Genomic DNA, 23,375 nt, shown 5'->3' with positions numbered 1-23,375 from the left:
GCCCTGCTCAGATCGCCATCGCCGAGCGCACGTCGGTCTCCGCGCCCGCGCCGCCCGCACCGGTGGAGGTCACCCGCCCGGATTGCAGCACGTAATAGCTCTGCGCCGCCTGGAGAGCGAAGCCGATGTGCTGTTCGACGAGCAGCACGCTCAGACCGCCGCGCTGGGTGAGATCGATGATGGTGTGCTCGATCTCGGCCACCACCGAGGGCTGGATGCCCTCGGTCGGTTCATCGAGGATGAGCAGTTTCGGTTCGGTGATCAGCGCCCGCGCGATCGCCAACTGCTGGCGCTGACCACCGGAGAGCAACCCGGCCTTGCGGGTGAGCAGTTCGCGCAGCGCGGGGAACAGATCCAGCGATTCGGCGATCAGTTCCTTGCCGCGTTTACGCCCGTCGGCCACCACCTGCAAATTCTCGGCTGTGGTCAGCTGTGGAAAACTCTGCTGCCCCTGCGGCACGTAGGCGATTCCGCGTTTGACCCGTTTCGACGGCGGCATCTTGGTGATGACCTCACCATCGAATTTGATCTGCCCGGATTTGGTGCCGATCAGGCCGACGGCGGTGCGCAGCAATGTGGTCTTGCCCGCGCCGTTGTGGCCCATGACGGCGACCACGCTGTCGTCGGGGACTGTCACGGTGACACCGTGGATCACCTCGGTGCGGCCGTATCCGGAGTGGATATCGATGAGTTCAAGCATCAGCTGCCTCCTTGCTCTGCACGGTCGACTCGTCCTCGAGGTCGGTGCCGATGGCCGCCGCGGTGCCGAGGTAGACCTCCTGCACCTTGGGATCGGCCTGCACCTGTTCGACGGTGCCCTCGCTGAGCACTTTGCCGCCCGCCAGCACCGTCACCGATGTCGCGAACGCGCGCATGAAATCCATATCGTGTTCGACCACGACGACCACCCGCTCACCGCCGATGCGGCGCAACAGATTTCCGGTCTCCTCGCGCTCCTCGGCGCTCATACCCGCCACCGGTTCGTCGAGCAGCAGCACCGACGCGTTCTGCACCAGCAGCATGCCGATCTCCAGCCACTGCTTCTGGCCGTGCGCGAGCACACCCGCGGGTTTGTCGCGCAAGGCGCCGAGGCCGGTGATCTCGAGCGCCTCGTCGATACCCGGCAGCACCGATCGGCGGCGACGCAGCATGGTCAGCGCCGAACGCTTCGCGCCCGCGGCGATGTCGAGGTTCTGTAGCACCGAGAGCTGCTCGAAGACGCTCGCGGTCTGGAAGGTCCGCCCGACGCCGAGCCTGGCGATCTGGTGGACCTTCTTCCCGACCAGTTGCGAACCCGATTTCGTGGCCGAACCGGTCGCCGGGACCAGGCCGGTGATCGCGTCGATCAGCGTGGTCTTTCCCGCGCCGTTGGGTCCGATCAGGAATCGGAGATCGCCCTGCAACACCGTGATGTCGACGTCGGTGACGGCCTTGAACCCGTCGAAACTGACCGAGAGACCGCGAACTTCGAGATATTCGCTGTCCATGCCCGCGTTTCCGCCGGACTTCGGTTCGTGGGTTGTCGTTGTCATCGCGATTGCACTTTCTCCTCGGCGGCCTGCGCGTCGTCGGTGTCGGATTCCGGCTCCGACTTCGCCACGGGTTCCTCCGCTTCCGGTTCGGACTCTTCGGCTTTCGCGGACTTCTCCGGTTCGACCGTCTTGCCGAACCTGGCGTCGTAGGCGCCCTTGAGCATCGGCCACACGCCCGCCAGACCCGCCGGGATGAAGCCGACGACCACGATGAACAGCACACCTTGCAGATAGGTCCAGCCCGAGGGGAACTGTTCGGAGAACGCGGTCTGCGCCCACGCCACGCCGATCGCGCCGAGCACCGGGCCGAGCAGCGTGGTCCGGCCGCCGATCGCGACGCCGATCAGGAAGGCGATAGACGGCACGACACCGATGTCGGCGGGGGAGATGATGCCGACGATCGGGGTGAACAGCGCCCCGGCGATACCCGCGAAGAACGCGGCGACCACGTAGGCGACGATCTTGACATTGGCCGGGTCGTAACCGAGGAAACGGACCCGTTCCTCCTGGTCGCGCACCGCGACGAGCAGTTCGCCGTAGCGGCTGCGCATCAGCTGACGCACCAGCGCCACCACCACGAGCAGCGTGCCCGCGGCGATGAAGAACAGCATCTTGCGGTTGGCCGGATCCGACAGCTTGAAGCCGAAGAACGCCCGGAAATCCGAGAGCCCGGTGAAACCGCCGATGGCCTGCTGACCGGCGAGCAGAATCGCGAGCGCCGCCGCCAGCGCCTGACTCAGGATGGCGAAATACGCGCCCTTGACCCTGCGCTTGAACACGCCGTACCCGAGCACCGCCGCGACCAGGGCGGGCAGCAACAGAATGCCGAGGATCGCGACCGGACCGGACGCGAAAGGCTGCCAGAACGTCGGCAATTCGCGGATACCGGAGATCTCCATGAACTCCGGCACATCGTTGCCCAGCCGCGTGGCGTCCGCCATCTGCAAGTGCATGGCCATGATGTAGGCGCCGATGCCGAAGAACACACCCTGCCCCAGGGTGAGCATTCCGCCTCTGCCCCAAGCCAATCCGATTCCGGCGGCCACGATCGCGAAACAGAGGAATTTGGCGAGCAGATTGAGGCGGAAATCGCTGAGCAGCGCGGGCGCCACCGCGAACAACAGGATCGCGGCGATCGCGAAACCAGCCAGCGTGGTCAGCGAAGAGTGCTCACGCATCCGAGTGCCGAGTGTGGTCATACCAAGCTCCTGGTCCGAACGGTGAACAGGCCCTGCGGCCGGACCTGCAGGAAGATGACGATCACCACGAAGACGATGACCTTCGCGATCGAGGCGGTCGTCGAGTACTCGATGAAGGAATTGAGCAGGCCGAGCGCGAACGCCGCGATCACGGTGCCCTTGATCTGTCCGAGGCCGCCGATGACGACCACGAGGAAGGCGTCGATCAAGTAGCTCTGACCGATGGTCGGGCTCGTCGAGCCGATCAACGTCAGCGCGACACCGGCGACACCCGCAAGACCCGAACCGATGAAGAAGGTGCTGATATCGGTGAAACGACTGGAGACACCGCTGGTTTCGGCGAGCCCACGGTTCTGCACGACCGCCCGGATCCGGCGACCGAGCGGCGTGGTCTTGAGCGCGATGGCCAAGACGATCACCGCCGCCACCGCGAGAACGAGAATGAAGATCCTGGTCTTCGGCACGACGGCGCCAAGGATCGTGACACCGCCACTGAGGAATTCGGGAACGAGCACGTTCTTGGCCGGAGCGCCGAAGATATCGCGCGCAGCCTGCTGCAAAACCAGCCCGACACCGAAGGTGACGAGCAAGGTGTCGAGCGGACGGTCGTACATCCAGCGGATCAGACCCATCTCCAGCGCCGCCCCCAACGCGCCGCCGACCAGGAACCCGATCAGCAGGGAGACCAGCAGAGAAACACCCGCTGACGAGAACACCTTCTGCACAACGTAAGTCGTGTAACAGCCGGCCATGATGAATTCGCCGTGCGCCATATTGATGACGCCCATCTGACCGAAGGTCAACGACAGGCCGAGCGCGGCGAGCAGAAGAATCGATCCGAGGCTCAAACCAGTGAAGAGCTGACCGATCACGACGTCCATGTGGACTCCTGTAATTTGGCGGCCCGGGGGCCGCGGGTTCGCGGCCCCCTTTTGTCTCGCGTCCGAGCGGTCGAGACTCGCGCCTTCGGCGCATTGCTTCGACCGCTCGGACGCGAGACGGGCCGCGAACGGCGCTCGTCGGGCTCGCGCGTCGTGGGTGCGGGAGGGGGACGGGCCGTTTTCCGGGACCGTGTCCGTCGTGGTTACGCGTTGTGGTGCGTGGTGTGACGGGGGCTTTGCTGTGTGGCTGGGGTGTAGCGGTTCCGGCGGAACGGTCGGGGTGTGGTGACCGGACCGTTCCGCCGTGAACTCCTATTTCCTACTTGAGGTTCTTCGCCCACTCGTAGGACTTCAGGTACGGGTCCGGCTGGATGGGCTTGCCGGAATCCCAGACCGTGTAGATGAGGCCGTCGGGGCGGATCTCACCGATGCGGGCGGTCTTGGTGATGTGGTGATTGGAGCCGTCGATGGTGACTTTGCCCTCGGGGGCGTCGAAGCTGACACCGTCGGCGGCGGCCTGGATATCGGCCACGGCGAAGGAGTTCGCCTTCTCGACGGTGTTCTTCCACAGGTAGACCGAGGCGTAGGCGGCCTCCATCGGGTCCGAGGTCGGCTTGTCGGCGCCGAAAGCGGCCTTGTAGGCGTCGACGAATGCCTTGTTCTGCGGGGAGTCGACGGTCTGGTAGTAGTTCCACGCGGTCAGCTGGCCCGCGATGTTCTGGGCGCCGATGCCGGCGACCTCTTCTTCTGCGATGGACACCGAGACAACCGGCATGTCAGCGGCTTTGAGGCCCGCGTTGGTGTACTCGCGGAAGAACGCGACGTTGGAGTCGCCGTTGAGGGTGTTGAACACCGCGCCCGCCTTCGCGGTGCGCACCTTGTTCACGATGGTGGAGAAGTCGGTCGAACCGAGCGGGGTGTAGTCCTCGCCCTTGATCTCGATACCGTTGGCCGCGGCGTACGCCTTGATCTCGCGGTTGGCGGTCTGCGGGAAGACGTAGTCCGAACCCACCAGGTAAAGGGAGGTGATTCCCTTCTGCTTCAGGTAGTCCAGCGCCGGAATGATCTGCTGGTTGGTGGTGGCGCCGGTGTAGAAGATGTTCTTGCTGTCCTCCAGGCCCTCGTACTGCACGGGGTAGTAGAGCAGCGAGTTCAGGCTCTCGAACTTGGGCTTCATGGCCTTACGGCTCGAGGAGGTCCAACCGCCGAAGACCGCCGCAACGCAGTCCGAGCTGATCAGTTTCTCGGCCTTCTCGGCGAAGGTCTTCGGGTCCGAGGCGCCGTCCTCCAGCACCACGTCGATCTTCTTGCCGAGAACCCCACCGGCGGCGTTGATCTGGTCGACCGCGAGTTTGGTCGAGTTGGCGACGGTCACCTCGGAGATCGCCATCGTGCCCGAAAGCGAGTGCAGCGAACCGACTTTGATCGTGGGCTTCGACGTGTCGACGCAAGAAGCGGCGTTGGAACCTTCGGTCGAGGCGTCGTCCTTGGCGCCACAGGCGGTCAGCAACAGGCCGGCGAGCGCAAGCGCCGTCGGCACGACCAAGACCTTGGTCATACGTGCTCGGCGCGGCGATGTGGCGCCGAACGGCGACCGCGCGGCCGACACGGAGCTGTGCCGATTATCGGCAGGGGAATCTGGCATGGGTCGGGACCCTTCTCCTCATCAGGTGTTCGGCGACGTCGGGGGTTACGTCGCACCGAATACGTCCGCCCTTCCGCATCGGCCCTAGCTGTAGACCGGTGTGTATACAACGTCTGTATTCGTGGTGGGAACGGTAGACGCGAGTTGTTGCGCCGGAATATCCCGAGGTGACGACTCGATTGCCGATGTTTCGACGATGTGAACGTTTTCGGTGACCAGCGAATGAACCACTGTGAGACCCAGCTATCCGGTGGTCGGCGGCTCCGGAAGCCGTTTCACGAACGCGATACCGTCCGCGCGGCGCCGGGGAATCGGCTCAGGAACGGAGTCGCCGCCGTGTACCAACGCGAGACCCCGTGGAAGGCCCCGTGATCAACTGCAATGCCCTCGACTGCGATGTTCGACAGGAATCCCGCTCCATGAGCGGTGATCGATGCTCTCCAACTGCTTCGCCAAGACCAGAACCCGCCCATGATCGCTGCCCTGCATCCGCTTTCGCTCATCCATCGGATTGTCGACAGCACAAGCGAGCACCGCGGCATCGTCGAGATGACGGGAGGGGTCTCGCGTATCCGCTTTGTAGGCAGCACCTTTGAGGACGAGGGCTCCGAGAACGTCCGGCACGCTGAGTCGTATCGCGGCGTCACCGATCGCCAGGTCGAAGCACACTGTCTTTCGCAGTGCCGATGTGCCACCCGGGACTGCGAACACGGGAACTCCGCGAACCTTCGGCTGCCATTTCGGGGCGAGGTGATCGGCAACCATCACGTCGACCTGCTCGTCGGCCCGCTCGAAGCGGTGCACAGGTCCATCGCCCATGGGAAGGCGCAGCGTGTATCCGAGCTTCTCGAGCTGTTCACGCACCCCGCCGAATGTGGTCTTACCGGTCTCGATGTGCAGCACCATGTCGACGTCCACCGTTGCCCGGCTCGCGGGCAGCCCTGCGTGGACGGCATGGAGCTGAACCATCAATCCGCCGATCAGAGTCCACTGCTCAGACGGGATCGCTCTCGCGAGCTCGGCGGCTTGCGGCCAAGGCGACGCCCATCCTCCCGGCGGTGCCGATACCGTCCATATCGGCCGACTATGGGAGGGCATCGATCAGCTCCTGGAGAACCCGTGCGCCCGCGCTTCGTTCTCTCGTGTCGAGCGACTCCATCAGGTCCAACGCCACCGCTGCGATCGACACTGCCTCGGCGGCATTCGTCGTCGCGGCGACCGCTGTGGTCTCGTGCTTCGCGATGGATGCGAAGTAGGGGTTCTTCCCGGTCACGACACGTACCGTCATATCGCCGTCGAGATCGTCGGTGAGACCGAGGTTCTCGACAGCGGCGTCCAATTCGTCGGCGTTCACATAGCCATCGGTCCGGCCACTCCGGATCGTTGCGAGACCGAACCGGGACGCCATCCCGCTCTCCTTGTCGAGCGCGCTGACGCCGGTGTAGGTGAAGTACTGGCCGATGGCGTATTCGTCGGTGCCGCCCCAGCTCCGCATCCGCAGGGTGACGGCACGTCGGCGAGCGAAGAATGCCACGTCCTCGGCGTCGGAACGTCGGAGCCGATGCCGGAGACGTGTCGACTGCGAGGGGGATATCCAGTCCGCGTCCTGACCCGACAGTACCGCCAGCGCCGCCCACGCGACTGCCTCGCTCCACGGTCGCCCGCTGAGTCGACGCATCTGTGCCCACCTGTGAACCGAAGAGGAATCGAGTAGGAGTACACCCCCGACCTCACGGGTCACGTCGAGGTCGCCTGCTCGTGCCAGCCTGGTTACCTGGCGCTTGCTCACGCCCAGCTCGGCGGCTGCCGCCGCCACCGAGACCTCGCCCATGCGTAAATGGTCTCACTTGCGACCTATTCAGGCAATACACACTGATCAGATGTCATAGATATGTACAAGACGGTCGCTCGGACGGCACTGCGATCCCCGATGTAAGCGGGGGATCGATCGACCGTTCGTGTCGGCGTCCCTACGGTTGCGTAGCCGGAACGGGATGCGGCAGGCTGTGGACTCGTACAGCGCCAGGAGTCGGATGCGGGGTCGTGTGATCCCGCCTGTCGTGAGTCGAGGAGGCCGCGGTGGGGCATTACCGGGCGAACGTGCGAGATATCGAGTTCAACCTGTTCGAGGTGTTGCAGCTGGACAAGCTCCTCGATACCGGCGCCTACGGCGACCTGGACTCCGATACCGTGCGCGAGATCCTGGCCGAGGTGCGGCGACTGTCCGAAGGGCCGATCGCCGAATCGTTCGCCACCGCCGACCGCGACCCCATCACCTACGATCCGGCTACCTTTTCGATCTCGGTACCCGAACCGTTGCGCAAGACCATCCTGACCGTCGACGAGGCGGATTGGAGCAGGCTCGGACTGCCCGAGGGTATGGGCGGCACCCCCGCGCCCGCCGCGATCGTGTGGGCGGTCCAGGAGATGCTCACCTGCGCGAATCCCTCGGCCAGCTTCTTCAACCTCGGCCCGGTTCTCGGCTCGGTGCTCTACAACGTCGGCACCGAGGAGCAGCAGCACTGGGCGCGGACCGGCTACGAACGCGGCTGGCAGGGCACCATGGTGCTGACCGAACCCGACGCGGGCTCCGATGTGGGCGCGGGTCGCGCCAAGGCGATCGCGCAGGAGGACGGCTCCTGGCATATCGAAGGCGTGAAACGGTTCATCTCCGGAGCCGATGTGGGCGACGTCGCCGAGAACGTCTTCCACCTGGTGCTGGCCAGGCCCGAGGGCGCGGGCCCCGGCACCAAGGGATTGTCGCTGTTCTACGTGCCGAAGTACCTTTTCGATTTCGAGACACTCGAACTCGGCGAACGCAACGGCGTCTTCGTGACCGGGCTCGAACACAAGATGGGCCTGAAATCCTCGCCGACCTGTGAACTCACCTTCGGCGGCACCGACGTCCCCGCGAAGGGCTGGTTGGTCGGCGGGGTGCACAACGGCATCGCGCAGATGTTCCAGGTGATCGAGAACGCGCGCATGGTCGTCGGAATCAAATCCACCGGAACGCTGTCCACCGGATATCTCAACGCGCTCGACTACGCCACGCAGCGGGTGCAGGGCGCGGACCTGACCCAGATGTCGGACAAGGCCGCGCCGCGCGTCACCATCACCCACCACCCCGACGTGCGGCGATCCCTCGCCATGCAGAAGGCGTACGCGGAAGGTCTGCGCGCGGTCTATCTCTACACCGCCGCCCATCAGAACGTCGATGTGGCGCAATTGGTTTCGGGCGCCGACGCGGACCTTGCGCATCGCGTCGACGATCTGCTGCTGCCGATCGTCAAGGGCGTCGGTTCCGAGCGGGCCTACCAGTACCTCACCGAATCCCTGCAAACCCTGGGTGGTTCGGGATATCTACAGGACTACCCGATCGAGCAGTACATCCGCGACGCCAAGATCGACTCCCTCTACGAGGGCACCACCGCCATCCAGGCCCAGGACTTCTTCTTCCGCAAGATCATTCGCGACCAGGGTGTCGCACTGGCCCACGTCAACGGCAGGATCACCGCGTTCCTCGAAGCCGCGACCGGACGTTTCGAGGCCGAACGCGCCCTGCTCGCCACCGCACTCGCCGACGTCGGCGCAATGGCCGCCACCCTCACCGGCTACGCCATGGCGGGACAACAGGATCCGCCCGAGCTGTACAAGGTCGGTCTCGGTTCGGTGCGCTTCCTGATGGCAGTCGGCGACCTCCTCATCGGCTGGCGCCTACTCGAACAAGCCGAGATCGCCGCCTCCGCCCTCGCCGCCGACGCCACCGCGAAGGACCGCCCCTTCTACGAGGGAAAGGTCGCCGTCGCGAGTTTCTTCGCGAAGAACGTACTCCCACAATTGACCGCGACCCGCAATATCCTCGCCGCGATCGACAACGACATCATGAATATGGGCGAAGCCGCGTTCTAGGTATGCATCCCGATGTCGGGCAATGACATGCTCGAGCCGATAAGGGTCAGTCGTAGGAATAGGCCGGCTCGTCATCGAGGATCCGGCTGAACAGTGCCTCGAGGCCCGTGAGATCGCCCTCTGCCCGTGCGGTGTGGCAGGCGCCATGAAGCTCGATCTTATCGATCAGATTCCACGCGATACCCCGCTCCGACTCCGCCAGCAACTGATCGAAGAACTCACGTTGCGTGCGGCCGTTGCCCTCCCGAAATGGGTGAGCGTAGTTGATGTAGTCGTACAAGTACGAGAGTTTCTTCGGCAGGTCGTTGTCGCCGATCTTCCTCAGCCGATCCGACTCTGCGATCACTTCCGAGATATGAGCAACCGGTTGACCGATATTGGCAGGCGGGCAGAATGATTCGCCACCCTTTTCGAGGCCGACGCTACGAATGTCGCCGGCCCACTCGTAGACGTCTTGGAAGAGGACTCGGTGGAGTGCCCGCAGATGGTCGAGATCGTACGTCCGTCTCACTACGTGCAGGTTTGCCCGCAACTCGGCCAGCCTTATTTCGACGAGGTCGTTTTCCGCGTCGGCGAGTTGCTCACGGGTCGTCGCACCGACACGATTACGCAGCACTTGGCAGCCAGGAATGAAGTATCCGAGCCACCTTGCCTCGGCTTCGCCGGTCTCCCACGGCTCCTGCCGCACTACGCGAGCTTGTAACGCGCTCGAACTCTGGCGCCCAACTGTTCTATGTCGATTTCGCCGCGTACATAGGCATCCTGGTCGGCGCGAGTGGCGTCGGTGCTGCGAGCACCCTCCAGTTCACTGGTCGTGCGAACCGCTCGAATCACGCGCGCTCGTCGTGCCCGCTCATCGACTGGTCGTCGTCCCGCCATCCAGCACCTCCCTCGTCGTGACACCTCAGTTTAGCTGGCGAATCGCCTGCTTCCGGCGCGTTCTCGTCGACGCGAGTACCAATTGCTTGTCTGCGTTCGGTGCTGCGGGAGTGTCTAGGTCCTTTCTCGAATAGTCATTCCGCCAGTAATTTGAGGACGACCGGGCGGGAGAGGGTGCCGTTGACCTGCCTGGCGAGTTGATTGGCGCTGGTGCCTTCGGCGTGGGCGGAGCGCAGGGCCGCTCCGAGTTCGGCGCGGGCCAGGTCGGCGGCGGCTTGGGCGTCGCGGAGGCGCTGGGCGGCGTTGTCGACCGACGTGGTGAGGTCGGGTTGGGTGCGTGCCCGATCGGGTTGTGCTGTCTGGTTACCGGGCGACGATGTGTCGGTCAATATATTGACCGATCTGGTCGAATCGAGTTCGGGTGCGGTGTCGGCCCCGGGCGGGAGGGGGCGGTCGGGTGCGCTCGTGGGCGTTTCACCCGGTTCGCCGAGGGGGCCCAGCGATTCGTTCCGCATCGCGGCGGTGGCGAAGCGCCGCATGAAATCGCGGGTGGCGTCGGTGTCGTCGGCGGCCGCGCCGAGCAGCAGGCGGGTGGTCTGGGGGACGGCGAGGGACCAGTTGGCCAGGCCGCAGAAGGCGAGCAGGAGGCGGCCCGCGTACTGCTCGTCGACGCCGAATTGTTCCTGGGCGCGGTCGAATTTGCGCACGTAGTGATCCGCGCGCCAGCCGTCGATGTCGTGGGCGTCGGCGCCGCGGTGCAGGCCCTCCCAGAGCAGCAGGCGCAGCAGTTGCGGATTGTCGCGGTGGTAGTCGAAGAGTTTGGCGACGTAGTCGCCGGGGTCGGTGTCGGCGAGTGGCTGTACGACGTCGAGGAATTCGCGCATCGTGTCGATCAGGATGACGTCGAAGAGTTTGTCCTTGCTGCCGAACAGGCCGTAGATGCGCTCCTTGTTGACCCCGGCGGTGTCGGCGATCCGGTCGACCCGCGCCCCGGCCAGACCGTAGCGCGCGAATTCGTCGCGGGCCGCGCGCAGTAGGGCCCGCTTGGTCGCGTCGCTGCGCTGGGTCTGTTTCGGTGTCTCGCCCCCGCGGTCCTCGGGTGATGGTCGCGGGGTGTCGCCGCGCCCGGCCGGGGTGCGCGCATCGGTACTGGCCGTCATGATTCCGACTTTACCATCCCTTTAAACCAACTGTTTGGTTGACAACTGTCCGGTGAGAAGCCTACCTTCGTGCCATGGCATCGCCGACACTTCGTCTTCCGGCCGGTACCCCGGCTCGGACCCCTGCTGTAAACGGGTCGGCCCGGGCGCACACCGGCCGTACCCTTCCCGTTTTCGTGCTCTCCGCACTGCTCGCGACCGGGCAGATGTACATACCTATTCCCCTGTTCACCGCGATGAAAGCGGAATGGGACGTCGGCTCGGGCGCGATGACGTGGATCATCAGCGCCTTCGCCTTCGGTTACGCGGGCGGTTTCGTCCTGTTCGGACCGCTGTCGGATCGCTACGGTCACCGCCGGGTGCTGGTCACCGGGATGATCGTCGCCGCAGTGGTCACGCTATTGACCGGTCTCGCGTTCGCCGCGCCGGTGGCGATCGCGCTGCGGGTGGCGCAGGGGCTGGTCGTCGGGTCCGTGCCGCCCGCGATCATGGCCTATGTCGCCACGCGCGTCGAGCCCGCGCATCGGGCGGTGGTCATCATGTCGGTGGCGACATCGTTCCTGGCGGCGACCGTGATCGCCCAGATCGTCTCGCAGACCGTCGTCGACGCGTTCCCGTGGCGCACCGTATTCCTGGGCTCGGCGGTACTCTTCGCGGTACTCGCGGCGGTACTGCGTTCGGTCATGCTCGATGACGCCCCCGCCGGTCGCGACAAACCGCTGCGGCACAGTTACGCCGCGATCCCCGCCGTGCTGCGCATCGGTGCGCTGCTGCCGATGCTGGTGGCGGGCGCGCTGAGCATGGCGGTGATGGTCGGCATCTACACCGGTATCGAGATCACCGGCCTGGTCGAGGGTTCCGGCGAACTGCTGACGCTGCGGGCGGGCGCGCTACCCGTCATGCTCGCGCTTCCGCTGCTCGCCATCCCGCTCGCGCGGTTGTCGAAATCGGGGCAGATGATGCTCGGCGTCACGGTGGCCGCGCTCGCCATGGTCGCGGCGACCTTCGAGGGTTCGCACCTCGCGGTCCTGACGGTGCTGCTCGCCGTGCTGGTCGGCGGTCTCGGTGTGATCGCCCCGGCGGTCCTGCAGACGGCGGGTGAACTCGGCGGCGAGGCCCGCGCCGCCGCCTCATCGGTCGCCATGTTCAGTTTCTACGTCGGCGCGACGGTCGGCCCGATCGTCGCGGCCGCCGCCGCTCCGCACGGATTCCCGGTCCTGGCATGGACATTGGCGGGCCTGCTGATCGTCGCCTTCGCGCTCACGGTGGTGGGATTGCGCATGTCGCGGCCGGTGGCGACCGCGTGAGCGTCCCCGGCCCGGTGGGAGTTCCGATTCCCGCCGGGCCATTCGGGCACGACTTCCGCCTTCGCGACCGACGTCGGGTTCGGACGCCGCGGCGCAACAACTCCGCGTGGTTCGACCGCCACGGCCCTACTTGAGGACGTACGGCGACACCGAACTGCGATGCTCGCTGATGTCGAGGACCCTGCCGAGCGGTGGGAATGCCCGCTGCGGGCAGTTGGCCCGCTCGCAGACGCGGCAGCCCGCGCCGATGGGTGTGGCGGCGGCCTCGCCGAGGTCGATGCCGTCGGCGTAGACGACGCGGCCCGCGTGGCGCAGTTCGCAGCCGAGCCCGATGGCGAAGGTCTTGCCCGGCTGGCCGTAGCGGGTGGCGCGACGTTCGACGGTGCGGGCGATCCACAGGTATTTGCGGCCGTCGGGCATCTGGGCGATCTGGTTCATGATCTTGCCCGGATAGGCGAATGTCTCGTAGACATTCCACAGCGGGCAGGTGCCGCCGCTGGAGGAGAAGTGGAATCCGGTGGCGGACTGGCGTTTCGACATATTGCCCGCGCGATCCACGCGCACGAAGGAGAACGGGACGCCGCGCAGTTTCGGCCGTTGCAGGGTCGAGAGACGGTGACAGATGGTCTCGTAGCTCTGGGTGAAGTAGGCCGATAGTCGTTCGATGTCGTAGCGGAAATCCTCGGCGATCTCGTGGAACTGTGTATAGGGCAGCACCGTCGCGGCGGCGAAATAGTTCGCCAGGCCGAGCATGGCCAGTTTCCTGGTGTCCTCGGACGCGAAATTACCTTCCTCGACCAGCTTTTCGAGTAGATCGCCGCATTCGAAGTAGGCGAGTTCGGCGGCCAGTTTGAACGTGCGCTGCCCGCCGGACAGATGCGGGGAGATCTCCAGTTGCAGGGTTTCGGGGTCGTAGCGATGCAGGACGCCCTCGCCGAGATCGATGCGTTCCATGATGCGCACGTCGTATCCGCGCAGCAGACGGGTGATCTCGCTGTTCACATTGCCGCCGTGGAAGCGGATGCGGTTGGTGAGTTCTTCGGCGGCGGTGTCGAGATCGTGGATGTAGTTCTGGCGCTGATAGAAGAAGTCGCGGACTTCCTCGTGCGGTTTGCTGATGGTCGCGCTGCCGGAACCGTCGGCGAACCGGTCCTCGGTGGCGGCGGCGAGCTGGGCGCTGGTGTTGCGGTAGCGGTTGTGCATGTTCACCAGGGCGCGGGCCATGCTCGGATGCGCCGAGACCATATCCGCGATCTCCTGGGTGTCGGCCTCGATACCGAGTTCCTGGTCCATGACGACCTCTTGGAGTTCGGCGATGAGCCTGGTGTCGTCCTGGGAGGAGAAGAAGGTCGCGTCGACGCCGAACACTTCGCTGATACGCAGCAGAACCGGCACGGTGAGCGGTCGCACATCGTGCTCGATCTGATTGAGGTAACTCGCCGAGATCTCCAGCTTCGCGGCGAGTGAGACCTGGCTCAGTCCTCGTTCGGTGCGCAGCTGGCGAAGCCGCGCCCCGACGTAAGTCTTGGCCATATGTCCAGTTTATGGAGGTTTTCGCAGCCGTGCCAATGGGCGATTAACAGCAGAGCTGAGCGATATGTCACACCGTCGAGTTACGGTCGTCAGGTGCTGTTCTCGGATGTCGTGCAGGCTTCGGAGACCGTTCGCGCCACCCGGTCCCGGAAAACGAAGATCACCGCCATCGCCGCGCTGCTGGACACGGCCGCGCCCGAAGAACTGGAGCCCGTCGTCTCCTGGGTCTCGGGTGAGCTGCGACAGGGGCGTATCGGCGCGGGCTGGCGTACTCTCGCGGCCCTGGAAAGCCCGGCCGCCGAATCCCCCGCGTTGACCGTCGCCGAGGTCGACACCGCCTTCGCCGAGATCGCCGCGACGACCGGCGCGGGCTCGGTCAATCGGCGCAGAGACCTTCTCACGACGTTGTGGACCGCGGCCACGACCGCCGAACAGGCCTTCCTGATCAGGCTGCTCTCCGGTGAACTGCGACAGGGCGCGCTCACCGCCATCGTGAGCGAAGCGGTGGCGGTATCGGCCGATGTTCCGCTGGAACTGGTGCGCCGGGCCTTCATGCTCTGCGGGCAGTTGCCGGTGACGGCCCTGGCGGCGCGCACCGGCGGCGTCGACGCGCTGGCGGGGTTCCGGTTGCGGGTGGGGCGCCCGGTGCAGCCGATGCTCGCCGCTCCCGGCGCGAGCCTGGAGGAGGCGATGGACGAATTCGGCGGCGAGGTGAGCGTCGAGCACAAGATGGACGGCGCGCGCATCCAGGTCCACCGCGACGGCGACACCGTGCGGGTCTTCACCAGGACACTGCGCGATATCACCGCGAGCGTGCCGGAACTGGTCGAACTCGTACGCGGCCTGGATTGCGCCAGTGTCGTGCTGGACGGGGAGACCCTCGCGCTCACCGACGCCGGGCGGCCACGCCCGTTCCAGGAGACGATGAGCCGGTTCTCGGTCTTCGACCCGAGCGCGCTGCCTCCGGGGGCCAATCCCACCCGCGAACTGCTGCTGCATCCGTATTTCTTCGACTGCCTGCACCTGGACGGGCAGGATCTGCTCGACGCCCCGCTGCACGAGCGCAGGCTCGCACTGACGAAAGTGGCGTGCGCGCACAGTATCCCCGCGCTGCTGCGCCCCGACGCCGAAGCCGCCGCCGAATATTTCGACGGCGCGCTGGCGGCGGGCCACGAGGGCGTGATGATCAAATCGCTGAACGCGCCGTACGCGGCGGGCAGACGCGGGCGGGCCTGGCAGAAGATCAAACCGACGCACACCCTCGACCTGGTGGTGCTCGGGGCGGAATGGGGATACGGACGCCGGACCGGATACCTGTCGAACCTGCATCTCGGGGCCCGCGATCCGGTGACCGGCGAGCCGGTGATGATCGGGAAGACGTTCAAGGGCCTCACCGACGCGCTGCTGCACTGGCAGACGGCCGAGTTCCCGCGTCACGAACGGTCCCGCGACGAGTACACCGTCTACCTGTGGCCGGAACTGGTCGTGGAAATCGCTCTCGACGGCGTTCAGGTGAGTCCGCGATACCCGGGCGGGGTGGCGTTGCGTTTCGCGCGCGTCGTCCGATACCGCCCGGACAAGACGGCCGAAGAGGCCGACACGATCGACACCGTGCGGGCGATGTTGCCGGGAGCGTAGTCGATTGCGATCCGGTTCCAGCAGAGGGCAACCGCATGGTAAGCGAACCGGGCGGTATCGCACACTGGTGGGGTGACCGCCGAATTACTGATCCTTCTGATCGTCATCGTCACAGCACTGGCCTTCGATTTCACCAACGGCTTCCACGACACCGCCAACGCGATGGCGACTTCCATCGCCACCGGTGCGCTGCGACCACGGGTGGCGGTCGCGCTGTCGGCGGTGCTCAACCTCATCGGCGCCTTCCTGTCGGTCGCGGTCGCGGCGACCGTGGCCAAGGGGATCGTGCAACTCGACGCGGTCAGCGGGCAGGCTCTGCTGATCATCGTTTTCGCCGGTCTGGTCGGCGGCATTCTCTGGAACCTGCTGACGTGGCTGTTCGGCCTGCCGTCCAGTTCGTCGCACGCCCTGTTCGGCGGCCTCATCGGGGCGAGTATCGCGGCTCTCGGCTGGGGCGGGGTGATCTGGGCCTCCGGTTCGGACGGCGTGCTGACCAAGATCGTGCTGCCCGCCATTCTCGCGCCCATCGTGGCCGCGCTGGTGGCGGCGATCGGCACCTGGGGCGTCTACCGGATCACGCGCGGCGTCGATCAGGACAAGACGACGGAGGGGTTCCGCTGGGGACAGATCGGTTCGGCGTCCCTGGTCTCGCTGGCGCACGGCACCAACGACGCGCAGAAGACGATGGGCGTCATCTTCCTGGCGCTCGTCGCCCACGGCAGTCTCACCAAGAACGACGACATGCCGCTGTGGGTGATGGCGGCCTGTGCGGTCGCCATCGCCGCGGGTACGTATCTGGGCGGTTGGCGCATCATCAGAACCCTCGGGAAGGGTCTGGTCGAGATCGACTCCCCGCAGGGGCTCGCGGCGGAATCGTCCTCGGCCGCGATCATCCTCACCTCGGCGCATTTCGGGCTGCCGCTGTCGACCACGCAGACCGCCACCGGGTCGATCCTCGGCAGTGGTCTCGGCAAGCGCGCCGAGGTGCGCTGGAACGTGATGGGCCGGATGGCGGTCGCCTGGCTGCTCACGCTGCCGCTGGCCGGTCTCGCGGGCGCCATCTGCTGGGTCATCGCGCACGTCATCGGCGGGTTGGCCGGGGTGCTGGTCGTCTTCGCGATCCTCATCGCGCTGTCGGTCCTGATCTATCTGCGGTCGCGCCGCGATCCCGTCGACACCGGCAATGTGAACGAGTGGCCCTCCGACACGCCCGACCCGGCCGGTGATTCTCGCGCGGCTGTGAACCCCGTCGAACGCGCGACGCCCGTTCCGGCGAACGGGAACCCGCCCGCGCCGGAGCTCGAACAGGACCGTCCCCGGCCGTCGGCGACGACGGCACCGCCCACCGAGATCTCCTCGGGCCGGACCACCCGGCGCGGCTGAGGAAGGAATCGGATATGCACACCATCGTCACGAACCTGAACTCGCTGTGGAAGGTCACCCTGGCCGCACTGATCCTCGGCGCCGGCCTGCCGATCGTGTTCGCCTTCGGCGTGCGGCTGTGGACGGCTGCCGATACCGTCGGATCCGACGGCAGCGTGGCCCAGCGGAACTATCCGGCCCTGATCGGCGCGCTGACCTGCTTCGCGTTGATCATCGCCGCGATCATCACCGGAATTCTCTATACCGCGAAGGCCTTCCTGGCCGCCAAGTTCGGCATTCATCTGTTCGGACAGTCGTGAAGGGTGCAGCAGTGACCGATCAACCGCAAACCGTCAGGCCGAATATGCTCGACCGGATCATCGGCTGGCTGCGCGCGGGATATCCGCAGGGCATCCCGAGTTCGGATTACGTCGCGCTGTTCGCGGTGCTGCACCGGGATCTCACCGATTACGAGGTCGCGGCCATCGCCGGGGAACTCGTACGCGACAACCCGGACAGCACGATCGGGCACGACGATATCGAGGCCGCCATCGCCCGCTTCGCCAAGGAACAGCCGGACCCGAACGACGTCGCCCGGGTCGCTTCCCATCTGGCCGCGGGCGGCTGGCCGCTGGCGAATCTGCTGCCCGATTCCGACTGACGGCGGGTCTGTCCGATGCCGCCCTTCCTGAACGCCATCATCGATTGGCTGCGGGCCGGATATCCGGACGGAGTGCCGGAGGCCGACTACATCCCGTTGCTCGCGCTGCTGCGGCGCAGGCTTTCCGACGAGGAAGTTCGCGCGCTCGCGGCCGAACTCGCCGGAACCGGTGATCTACCGGCCGATTCGACCGATATCCAGGTGATGATCACGAAGGTCACCAACGAGATGCCGTCCGAGGACGATGTCACCCGGGTGCGCACCAGGTTGGCCGCGCATGCCTGGCCGGACCCGGAGTCACCGGAGTAGCGCACGGGGACCGCGTTCCCAGCCGACTCACAGCGTGGTCCCGGCGAACCTCGAGCGGAGCGGGAAAGGATCGGTGAGTCGGCGACCGGCGGGGCCCCGCCACCCGGGGCACTCCCTGCTCCCGCGGGTCGCCCGACTCCGGTGGGTCGCTGCCCGATCCACCCCTCCGCCGGTCCGGCGGCGCCGCCCCCTCGTCGCGCGCCGCCGGACCGCCTCCGTCGCGGGGCGATCACGAAATCGTCGGCGGTGCGGTCGGTTACGCGCGATCGGGTATCGCCAGTTTCTCCACCACGACGGTCGGCGCGACCCGGGTGCGCAGGCCGCGGTCGATCTCGCCCGCCACCGGGATGACGATCGCGGCGGCGGCAGTCGCCACGGCGTCGGTGAGGATGGCGGGCCAGTCGGGGGCGGATTTCTCCGACAGCGCGGCGATCACCGCCGCGGCGGCGGAATCCCCCGCGCCGGTCACGTTGCCGCTGAACTTGTCCGGGACCGTTGCCGACCAGGCGCCGTCGGCGGTGACACCCACCATGCCGTGGCCGCGCTTGCCGGTGATGATCGCCCGGACACCGCGTTCGATCAACGGGTAGGCGGCGGCGACGATCTCGTCCGGTGTCGTCGAGACGCGGCCGGTGAGTCGTTGCAGCTCTTCGGCGTTCGGCATCAGGACCACGCCGGGTACTTCGGCGGCCAAGCGCAACGCCTCGCCGTCGACGTCGCAGATCGTGGAAACGCCCGCGTCGGTGGCGGTGCGGGCGATATCGGCGGGCAGTCGCGGATCGACGCCTCCGGGCAGGGAGCCCGAGATCACCAGTCCGTTGATATCGGGCAGCAGTCCCGCGACCCTGGTGGCGAGTTGTTCGGCCGCATGGGGATTGGAGATCCGCGCGCCCGGTTCCCACAGCGCCGTCGCGGTGCCGTCGTCGGATTCGCTGATCACCACAGTGCGCCGGACCCACGGCAGCGCGTGCACGAAATCCACCGGCAGTTCGAGTTCGGCCGCTGCGGCGAACGCGTGGTCGGAGAAACCCGTTGCGCGAGCGTATTTTCCGAGCTGGTTGAGAACTCGGGTCACGTTGATGCCCTTGCCGCCGATGCGCTGTTCGACCGAGCGGACCCGGTGTGCCTGACCCCGCTCGAAACGTTCGACGCGGTAGGTCATGTCGTAAGCGGGGTTCATGGTCACGGTGAGGATCACTTCAACCACTGTCCACGTCTGAGCACCCGGCGCAACTGTAGATTGTCATCAACTATCAGCAGGTCGGCGAACCCGTCGGTCCACAAATCGCCGATTTCGGACAGCCTGGCGCCGTCGGCCGGGACCGCGGTGGCGGCGACGACCGCGTCCGCGAGCGCGACACCCGCCGCGTTCACCGCCCGGGCAAGGCATTCCAGCAGCGTGGCCGACCCTTCGGCGAGAGCCGCCCGCCACTCGCGCCACACCCTCGCGCACCGTCACCCGGCTCACGCCGAGTTGGTACTTACCATCAATCATCCCGCCGCGGACCCGGCATCTGTGATCAGCGCCACATCGGCCCGCGCCGCTTCGACCAGCGCCGCCGCCACCGGACCGGCTGCCCCGTTGCCCATTTCCCGGTCGCCGCACGTCGGTGATCCGTTCGCCGTCGACGGAGATCACGGCGTCATCGATGACATGCTTTCGCGCGGACGACACGGCCGCGCACCGTGAGCGTCATCGGTCCCACATGACCGAACGGTTCAGATTTCGTGGATGGTCCGGGTCGAAGCCGAGGTCGGCGGCGCGCAGTACACACAATCGCTGCACTCGGACGAGTTCGGCCATCGGATCGATGTCGCGGTGTTCCAGGTGGGCTCCGGTGGCGGCGACGTCGGCCGCGAAACGCGCGTCGAGCGGGCCGAGGCCCCAGACCGCGCGCCCCGGCGCCGAGATGCCGATGGGTCCGTGCCGGTATTCGGTGGCCGGGTAGGCCTCGGTCCAGGAACGGCAGGATTCGCGCAGCTTCAGCGCCGATTCCTCGGCGAGCGCGGCGGCGAAACCCATCCCGACGAAGGTGATCTGCTCGGCGCGACGCACCGCCGCCAGCGAGCGTCGCGGATCCTCGGCGAGAACGGTCCGCGCCTGGTCGATCACCGCTGTCAGATCCTGTCCGAGGTGGTGGCGCAGGATCGCGAGCGCGGTCGTCGCGAACCGCGTCGACACCACCGACCGCTCGTCGACCTCGTCGATCAGGACGGGGTCGCCCAGGTCGAGTACCGGGGTCCGCGGACTGGCGCACAGGACGGTGCGCGGGGTCGCGGCGGGTATCCGCCGCATGGCCTCGACCACCTCCGTGGTGGTGCCCGAGCGACAGATCACCAGGTAGCGGTCGTAATCGCGGTCGCGGATCCGGCTCGCGGGCCACGCGTCGGTCGTCCCGAGACCGGCCTCCTCGCGCAGCGCGGCGAAAGCGCGTGCCATGAACAGGGAGGTGCCGCATCCGATGGCCGCGACATGCTCACCCGCGCGCGGCAGCACGTCGCGATGGGTGTCCGCGGTCACCCGGGCACCCACCCAGTCGTCGGGCTGGGTGGCGATCTCGGCCGCGAGATGGGACGCGTGGGCCGTTCGGGCGGGAATCGGCACCCGGCCAGAATCGTCGCCGGGTTCGATCATGTCAACGTCGGCCGGGAGTCGGCGGCGAGTCCGGTCGACCGCTGGACGGGGGCCTCGGGAGCCGGTCGCCCGCCGCCCTGCGCGCGACATCGGCGATGGTTGTCGCCCCGAGGGGCGGCTAATTTTCTGCGCTGCAACGGCATTGGCGCGAGACGCCGAATTCGGCACCGTCGTGTCGAAGGTGCTCCCCACCCCGGGACCGGGGGGCTCGCGGGTGGCGGGCGAACATTCGGCGCGCGGTAGCATCGTGCGGTGGCACGGCGCGAGGGCGAACTCAAGGATGGACGCAGCTACGGAGGGCTGTCCAAGGAGCAGCGGGTAGCGCAACGGCAGTCGCGCCTGATGGACGCGGCGCTGGAACTGTTCGGTACCCAGGGTTACGCCGCCACTTCGATCGAGCGGCTGTGCACCACCGCCAATGTGTCGACGCGCAGTTTCTACGAGGATATGGGCAGCCGCGAAGCGCTGTTGATCGCGCTGGGCAACCGGACCATCTCGCACGCGGTCGAATCCGCCCTCACCGCGCTGGAGGCCGCGCGCGACGATCCGCTGGCCACGCGGGTGGTGGAGGGTTTCCGCGCCTATCTCACCGTGACCTGCCGCGATGCCCGCACCGCGCGCGTGAACTACGTGGAAGTGGTCGGCGTGAGCCAGGCCGTGGAGGAATGGCGCATGCAGCAGCGCAGGCTGCTGTCGGCACTGCTCATCACCGAGGCGGAGCAGGCGGTGGCTCGCGGCGAGACCGCGCCGCGGCGGTTCGAACTGTTCGCTCTCGCGGTGATCGGCGCGGTGAATTCGCTCGCCCAGGAGATGGTGCACGCCACGCTTCCCGATGTCGATATATCGCTCGATGAAATCTGCGACGAGATAGCGTATTTCGTCAATTCCGGGCTCGCCGAGCGCTGATCCGGGGTCCGCGCGCCCGGGGCGCACGAGTTTCGGCCGCGCGTCGGCTCGAGAATCCAGGAACCGGCAGCGCGACCGTCCGCGCCCGATGGGATCGCAATATTCCTCGGCGTAACGATGGCGAAATCTGTCGTCGTCATTCGCAATATCGGTGCAACCGACCCCTTCTATGGTGGCGGATATGAGCACGGACAGTGAGCCCGGTGGGGCCGAGCGCGGCACGGGCCCCGATCCGGCGGCCGGGGGGACCGGAATCCATATCAGCGGGTTGACCAAGACCTTCAGAGTCGGCCGTCGCACGGTGGCGGCCCTGGATTCGGTGGATCTGCATACCGCGCAGGGGTCGTTCCTGTCCCTGCTCGGCCCGTCCGGCTGCGGTAAATCGACCGTGTTGCGCATTCTCGCCGGGCTGGAGGCGCCGACTTCGGGGAAAACCCTCATCAACGGTGAGAGCCCCGCCGAATTGCGCACCCATCACGAACTCGGTATCGCGTTCCAGGATTCCGCGCTGCTGCCGTGGCGGTCGGTGGAATCGAATATCAAGCTGCCTTTGCAGGTCGCGGGTCTGAAACCGGACGCGGAACAGATCGCGGAACTGGTGCGATTGGTCGGGCTGGAGGGTTTCGAGAAGGCGAAACCGGCGCAGTTGTCGGGCGGTATGCGTCAGCGGGTGTCGATCGCGCGTGCGCTGGTGGTGAAGCCGACGGTGCTGCTGCTCGACGAACCCTTCGGCGCGCTCGACGATATGACCAGGCAGAAACTGAATCTGGAACTGCTGCGCATCTGGACAGAGAAACCCGCGACCACCCTCATGGTGACCCACGGCATCGCGGAGGCGGTGTTCCTTTCCGATGTGGTCGCGGTGATGAGTCCGCGTCCGGGGCGGGTACTGGAACTGGTCGACATCGATCTGCCCCGGCCTCGGCTCCCGGAAATGATGCGCACCCCCGAATTCCACGCGCTGCACGACTACCTGTCGGAATTGCTGTTCGGCAAGACCGGTACCGGCGGGGTCGTGACCGATAAGGCGGGAGGTTCGGCATGAGATATCTCGGCGGTCTGTTCGGATTACTCGGATTGATCATCGGGTGGTGGATACTCGCCGCGGCCGGTGTCGCGGGCGGCACCATTCCGAGTCCGTGGACGGTGGTGCGCACGATGTTCACCGACGGCTGGGACCTCTACGGCCCCAATTTCCGGATCACGGCCCAGGGCGCGCTGAAGGGTTTCGTCTGGGGTAACACGCTGGCGATCGGGCTGGCGATCCTGGTGGTACTGATTCCGCCGATCGAACCGCTGGCGACCCAGTTGGCGATCCTCAGTTACTGCACACCGCTGCTCGCGCTCGGCCCGATCATCCTGGTGGTGTTCGGCGGTCGCACGCCGACGGTTTTCCTCGCCGCGATGTACTGCTTCTTCACCACGATGGTCGGCACCGTCACCGGATTGCGTTCGGCGGATCGCACCAGTCTGGATCTGGTGCGCGCCTACGGCGGCGGGCGGTGGCAGCAGCTCTACCGGGTGCAGATCATCGCCGCGCTGCCCAATATCTTCGCGGCGTTGAAGATCGCCGCACCCTCGGCGGTGCTCGGCGCGATCATCGGCGAATACCTGGGCGGCGTCGACAGCGGTATCGGAGTCGCGTTGACCGCCGCGCAGTCGGCCTACAACGTGCCACGTACCTGGGGGATGGCATTGGCCGCCGCCGCGTTGGCCGGTCTGGGATACGCGGTGGTGGCGCTCACCGCGCGACTGGTCGCGCCCTGGACCGCACAGGAGGCCCGGTGAAACGGATCGGATTGTTCCTGCTCCCGCTGCT

Annotated in this window: 24 protein-coding genes; 10 read left to right on the top strand and 14 right to left on the bottom strand. The window is 66.4% G+C overall.

Annotated features, from left to right (window positions below; all coding sequences use genetic code 11):
• Positions 1 to 7 precede the first annotated feature (7 nt).
• From urtE to DAT37_RS33980, 7 genes are all read right to left on the bottom strand, one after another.
• On the bottom strand, positions 8 to 700 hold the full coding sequence (urtE, locus tag DAT37_RS34010; RefSeq protein WP_109528959.1) for an urea ABC transporter ATP-binding subunit UrtE: 693 nt from the start codon (positions 698 to 700) through the stop codon (positions 8 to 10).
• Positions 693 to 1,532, bottom strand: a complete 840-nt coding sequence (gene urtD / locus DAT37_RS34005; protein WP_109528958.1) for an urea ABC transporter ATP-binding protein UrtD — start codon at positions 1,530 to 1,532, stop codon at positions 693 to 695. The genes urtE and urtD overlap by 8 nt, the downstream gene beginning before the upstream one ends.
• The gene (gene urtC, locus DAT37_RS34000; RefSeq protein ID WP_198654567.1) at positions 1,529 to 2,731 is read right to left on the bottom strand and encodes an urea ABC transporter permease subunit UrtC; all 1,203 of its coding nucleotides are present in this window, start codon (positions 2,729 to 2,731) and stop codon (positions 1,529 to 1,531) included. The genes urtD and urtC overlap by 4 nt, the downstream gene beginning before the upstream one ends.
• Positions 2,728 to 3,612: an urea ABC transporter permease subunit UrtB gene (urtB, locus tag DAT37_RS33995; protein ID WP_109528957.1), complete on the bottom strand. Its 885-nt coding sequence runs from the start codon at positions 3,610 to 3,612 to the stop codon at positions 2,728 to 2,730. Before urtB ends, urtC begins: the two co-directional genes overlap by 4 nt.
• 319 nt (positions 3,613 to 3,931) lie before the next feature.
• On the bottom strand, positions 3,932 to 5,170 hold the full coding sequence (urtA, locus tag DAT37_RS33990) for an urea ABC transporter substrate-binding protein (RefSeq protein WP_109528956.1): 1,239 nt from the start codon (positions 5,168 to 5,170) through the stop codon (positions 3,932 to 3,934).
• 459 nt (positions 5,171 to 5,629) lie between these two features.
• A complete protein-coding gene (locus DAT37_RS33985; protein WP_157978830.1) occupies positions 5,630 to 6,226 on the bottom strand; it encodes a hypothetical protein in 597 nt (198 codons plus the stop codon).
• Positions 6,227 to 6,341: 115 nt separating this feature from the next.
• On the bottom strand, positions 6,342 to 7,088 hold the full coding sequence (locus tag DAT37_RS33980; RefSeq protein ID WP_109528954.1) for a helix-turn-helix domain-containing protein: 747 nt from the start codon (positions 7,086 to 7,088) through the stop codon (positions 6,342 to 6,344).
• A gap of 248 nt (positions 7,089 to 7,336) precedes the next feature.
• Between DAT37_RS33980 and DAT37_RS33975 the strand changes: the two genes are divergently transcribed.
• The gene (locus DAT37_RS33975; protein WP_109528953.1) at positions 7,337 to 9,166 is read left to right on the top strand and encodes an acyl-CoA dehydrogenase; all 1,830 of its coding nucleotides are present in this window, start codon (positions 7,337 to 7,339) and stop codon (positions 9,164 to 9,166) included.
• Positions 9,167 to 9,212: 46 nt separating this feature from the next.
• Here the strand turns inward: DAT37_RS33975 and DAT37_RS33970 are convergent, their stop codons facing one another.
• From DAT37_RS33970 to DAT37_RS33960, 3 genes are all read right to left on the bottom strand, one after another.
• A complete protein-coding gene (locus tag DAT37_RS33970) occupies positions 9,213 to 9,854 on the bottom strand; it encodes a Fic/DOC family protein (protein WP_109528952.1) in 642 nt (213 codons plus the stop codon).
• Positions 9,854 to 10,045, bottom strand: a complete 192-nt coding sequence (locus DAT37_RS33965) for an antitoxin VbhA family protein (RefSeq protein WP_109528951.1) — start codon at positions 10,043 to 10,045, stop codon at positions 9,854 to 9,856. The genes DAT37_RS33970 and DAT37_RS33965 overlap by 1 nt, the downstream gene beginning before the upstream one ends.
• A gap of 134 nt (positions 10,046 to 10,179) precedes the next feature.
• On the bottom strand, positions 10,180 to 11,205 hold the full coding sequence (locus tag DAT37_RS33960) for a TetR/AcrR family transcriptional regulator (RefSeq protein ID WP_109528950.1): 1,026 nt from the start codon (positions 11,203 to 11,205) through the stop codon (positions 10,180 to 10,182).
• Between the two features lie 176 nt (positions 11,206 to 11,381).
• Here DAT37_RS33960 and DAT37_RS33955 point away from each other — a divergent pair, with 176 nt between their 5' ends.
• On the top strand, positions 11,382 to 12,512 hold the full coding sequence (locus DAT37_RS33955) for an MFS transporter (protein WP_232840164.1): 1,131 nt from the start codon (positions 11,382 to 11,384) through the stop codon (positions 12,510 to 12,512).
• 126 nt (positions 12,513 to 12,638) lie between these two features.
• Here DAT37_RS33955 and ramB read toward each other — a convergent pair whose 3' ends face one another.
• The gene (ramB, locus tag DAT37_RS33950; RefSeq protein WP_109528948.1) at positions 12,639 to 14,045 is read right to left on the bottom strand and encodes an acetate metabolism transcriptional regulator RamB; all 1,407 of its coding nucleotides are present in this window, start codon (positions 14,043 to 14,045) and stop codon (positions 12,639 to 12,641) included.
• Between the two features lie 93 nt (positions 14,046 to 14,138).
• Here ramB and DAT37_RS33945 point away from each other — a divergent pair, with 93 nt between their 5' ends.
• The 5 genes from DAT37_RS33945 to DAT37_RS33925 all read left to right on the top strand — a co-directional run bounded on the left by DAT37_RS33945 (position 14,139) and on the right by DAT37_RS33925 (position 18,015).
• Positions 14,139 to 15,683 carry an ATP-dependent DNA ligase gene (locus DAT37_RS33945; RefSeq protein ID WP_109528947.1) on the top strand — a complete coding sequence of 515 codons (1,545 nt, stop codon included), beginning with the start codon at positions 14,139 to 14,141 and terminating at the stop codon, positions 15,681 to 15,683.
• A 72-nt stretch (positions 15,684 to 15,755) separates the two neighbouring features.
• On the top strand, positions 15,756 to 17,066 hold the full coding sequence (locus DAT37_RS33940) for an inorganic phosphate transporter (RefSeq protein WP_109528946.1): 1,311 nt from the start codon (positions 15,756 to 15,758) through the stop codon (positions 17,064 to 17,066).
• Positions 17,067 to 17,080: 14 nt separating this feature from the next.
• Complete coding sequence (locus DAT37_RS33935; RefSeq protein ID WP_109528945.1) at positions 17,081 to 17,365, top strand: hypothetical protein; 285 nt, start codon at positions 17,081 to 17,083, stop codon at positions 17,363 to 17,365.
• Between the two features lie 11 nt (positions 17,366 to 17,376).
• The gene (locus DAT37_RS33930) at positions 17,377 to 17,706 is read left to right on the top strand and encodes a DUF3349 domain-containing protein (protein WP_408637475.1); all 330 of its coding nucleotides are present in this window, start codon (positions 17,377 to 17,379) and stop codon (positions 17,704 to 17,706) included.
• Positions 17,707 to 17,721: 15 nt separating this feature from the next.
• Positions 17,722 to 18,015 (top strand): DUF3349 domain-containing protein, encoded by a 294-nt coding sequence (locus DAT37_RS33925; protein WP_109528944.1) that lies wholly within the window; start codon positions 17,722 to 17,724, stop codon positions 18,013 to 18,015.
• Between the two features lie 256 nt (positions 18,016 to 18,271).
• On the opposite strand, the gene DAT37_RS33920 is transcribed toward DAT37_RS33925, so the two are convergent.
• From DAT37_RS33920 to DAT37_RS33910, 3 genes are all read right to left on the bottom strand, one after another.
• Complete coding sequence (locus tag DAT37_RS33920) at positions 18,272 to 19,213, bottom strand: hexose kinase (protein ID WP_109528943.1); 942 nt, start codon at positions 19,211 to 19,213, stop codon at positions 18,272 to 18,274.
• A complete protein-coding gene (locus DAT37_RS33915) occupies positions 19,210 to 19,458 on the bottom strand; it encodes a hypothetical protein (RefSeq protein ID WP_157978829.1) in 249 nt (82 codons plus the stop codon). Before DAT37_RS33915 ends, DAT37_RS33920 begins: the two co-directional genes overlap by 4 nt.
• Positions 19,459 to 19,708: 250 nt before the next feature.
• Entirely contained in the window at positions 19,709 to 20,620 is a 912-nt protein-coding gene (locus DAT37_RS33910; RefSeq protein ID WP_232840163.1) for an SIS domain-containing protein, read from the bottom strand.
• Positions 20,621 to 20,902: 282 nt separating this feature from the next.
• On the opposite strand from DAT37_RS33910, the gene DAT37_RS33905 reads away from it, so the two are divergent.
• From DAT37_RS33905 to DAT37_RS33895, 3 genes are all read left to right on the top strand, one after another.
• Positions 20,903 to 21,556: a TetR/AcrR family transcriptional regulator gene (locus DAT37_RS33905; protein ID WP_109528940.1), complete on the top strand. Its 654-nt coding sequence runs from the start codon at positions 20,903 to 20,905 to the stop codon at positions 21,554 to 21,556.
• A 181-nt stretch (positions 21,557 to 21,737) separates the two neighbouring features.
• On the top strand, positions 21,738 to 22,601 hold the full coding sequence (locus DAT37_RS33900; protein ID WP_109529151.1) for an ABC transporter ATP-binding protein: 864 nt from the start codon (positions 21,738 to 21,740) through the stop codon (positions 22,599 to 22,601).
• Positions 22,598 to 23,344 (top strand): ABC transporter permease, encoded by a 747-nt coding sequence (locus DAT37_RS33895; protein WP_109528939.1) that lies wholly within the window; start codon positions 22,598 to 22,600, stop codon positions 23,342 to 23,344. The genes DAT37_RS33900 and DAT37_RS33895 overlap by 4 nt, the downstream gene beginning before the upstream one ends.
• Positions 23,345 to 23,375: the final 31 nt, after the last annotated feature.

Origin of the sequence: Nocardia aurea (assembly GCF_003123685.1) — a bacterium.
In the GTDB taxonomy this organism is placed as follows: domain Bacteria; phylum Actinomycetota; class Actinomycetes; order Mycobacteriales; family Mycobacteriaceae; genus Nocardia; species Nocardia aurea.
The sequence above is the reverse complement of the archived record's forward strand: the minus strand, read 5'-3'. Positions and strand labels throughout refer to the sequence as shown.

What these genes read in the sequence shown, in the direction of transcription:
- urtE (WP_109528959.1), bottom strand. Translation starts at nt 700, where the DNA reads ATGCTTGAACTCATCGATATCCACTCCGGATACGGCCGCACCGAGGTG.
- urtD (WP_109528958.1), bottom strand. Translation starts at nt 1,532, where the DNA reads ATGACAACGACAACCCACGAACCGAAGTCCGGCGGAAACGCGGGCATG.
- urtC (WP_198654567.1), bottom strand. Translation starts at nt 2,731, where the DNA reads ATGACCACACTCGGCACTCGGATGCGTGAGCACTCTTCGCTGACCACG.
- urtB (WP_109528957.1), bottom strand. Translation starts at nt 3,612, where the DNA reads ATGGACGTCGTGATCGGTCAGCTCTTCACTGGTTTGAGCCTCGGATCG.
- urtA (WP_109528956.1), bottom strand. Translation starts at nt 5,170, where the DNA reads ATGACCAAGGTCTTGGTCGTGCCGACGGCGCTTGCGCTCGCCGGCCTG.
- DAT37_RS33985 (WP_157978830.1), bottom strand. Translation starts at nt 6,226, where the DNA reads ATGGTTCAGCTCCATGCCGTCCACGCAGGGCTGCCCGCGAGCCGGGCA.
- DAT37_RS33980 (WP_109528954.1), bottom strand. Translation starts at nt 7,088, where the DNA reads ATGGGCGAGGTCTCGGTGGCGGCGGCAGCCGCCGAGCTGGGCGTGAGC.
- DAT37_RS33965 (WP_109528951.1), bottom strand. Translation starts at nt 10,045, where the DNA reads ATGGCGGGACGACGACCAGTCGATGAGCGGGCACGACGAGCGCGCGTG.
- DAT37_RS33960 (WP_109528950.1), bottom strand. Translation starts at nt 11,205, where the DNA reads ATGACGGCCAGTACCGATGCGCGCACCCCGGCCGGGCGCGGCGACACC.
- ramB (WP_109528948.1), bottom strand. Translation starts at nt 14,045, where the DNA reads ATGGCCAAGACTTACGTCGGGGCGCGGCTTCGCCAGCTGCGCACCGAA.
- DAT37_RS33935 (WP_109528945.1), top strand. Translation starts at nt 17,081, where the DNA reads ATGCACACCATCGTCACGAACCTGAACTCGCTGTGGAAGGTCACCCTG.
- DAT37_RS33925 (WP_109528944.1), top strand. Translation starts at nt 17,722, where the DNA reads ATGCCGCCCTTCCTGAACGCCATCATCGATTGGCTGCGGGCCGGATAT.
- DAT37_RS33900 (WP_109529151.1), top strand. Translation starts at nt 21,738, where the DNA reads ATGAGCACGGACAGTGAGCCCGGTGGGGCCGAGCGCGGCACGGGCCCC.
- DAT37_RS33895 (WP_109528939.1), top strand. Translation starts at nt 22,598, where the DNA reads ATGAGATATCTCGGCGGTCTGTTCGGATTACTCGGATTGATCATCGGG.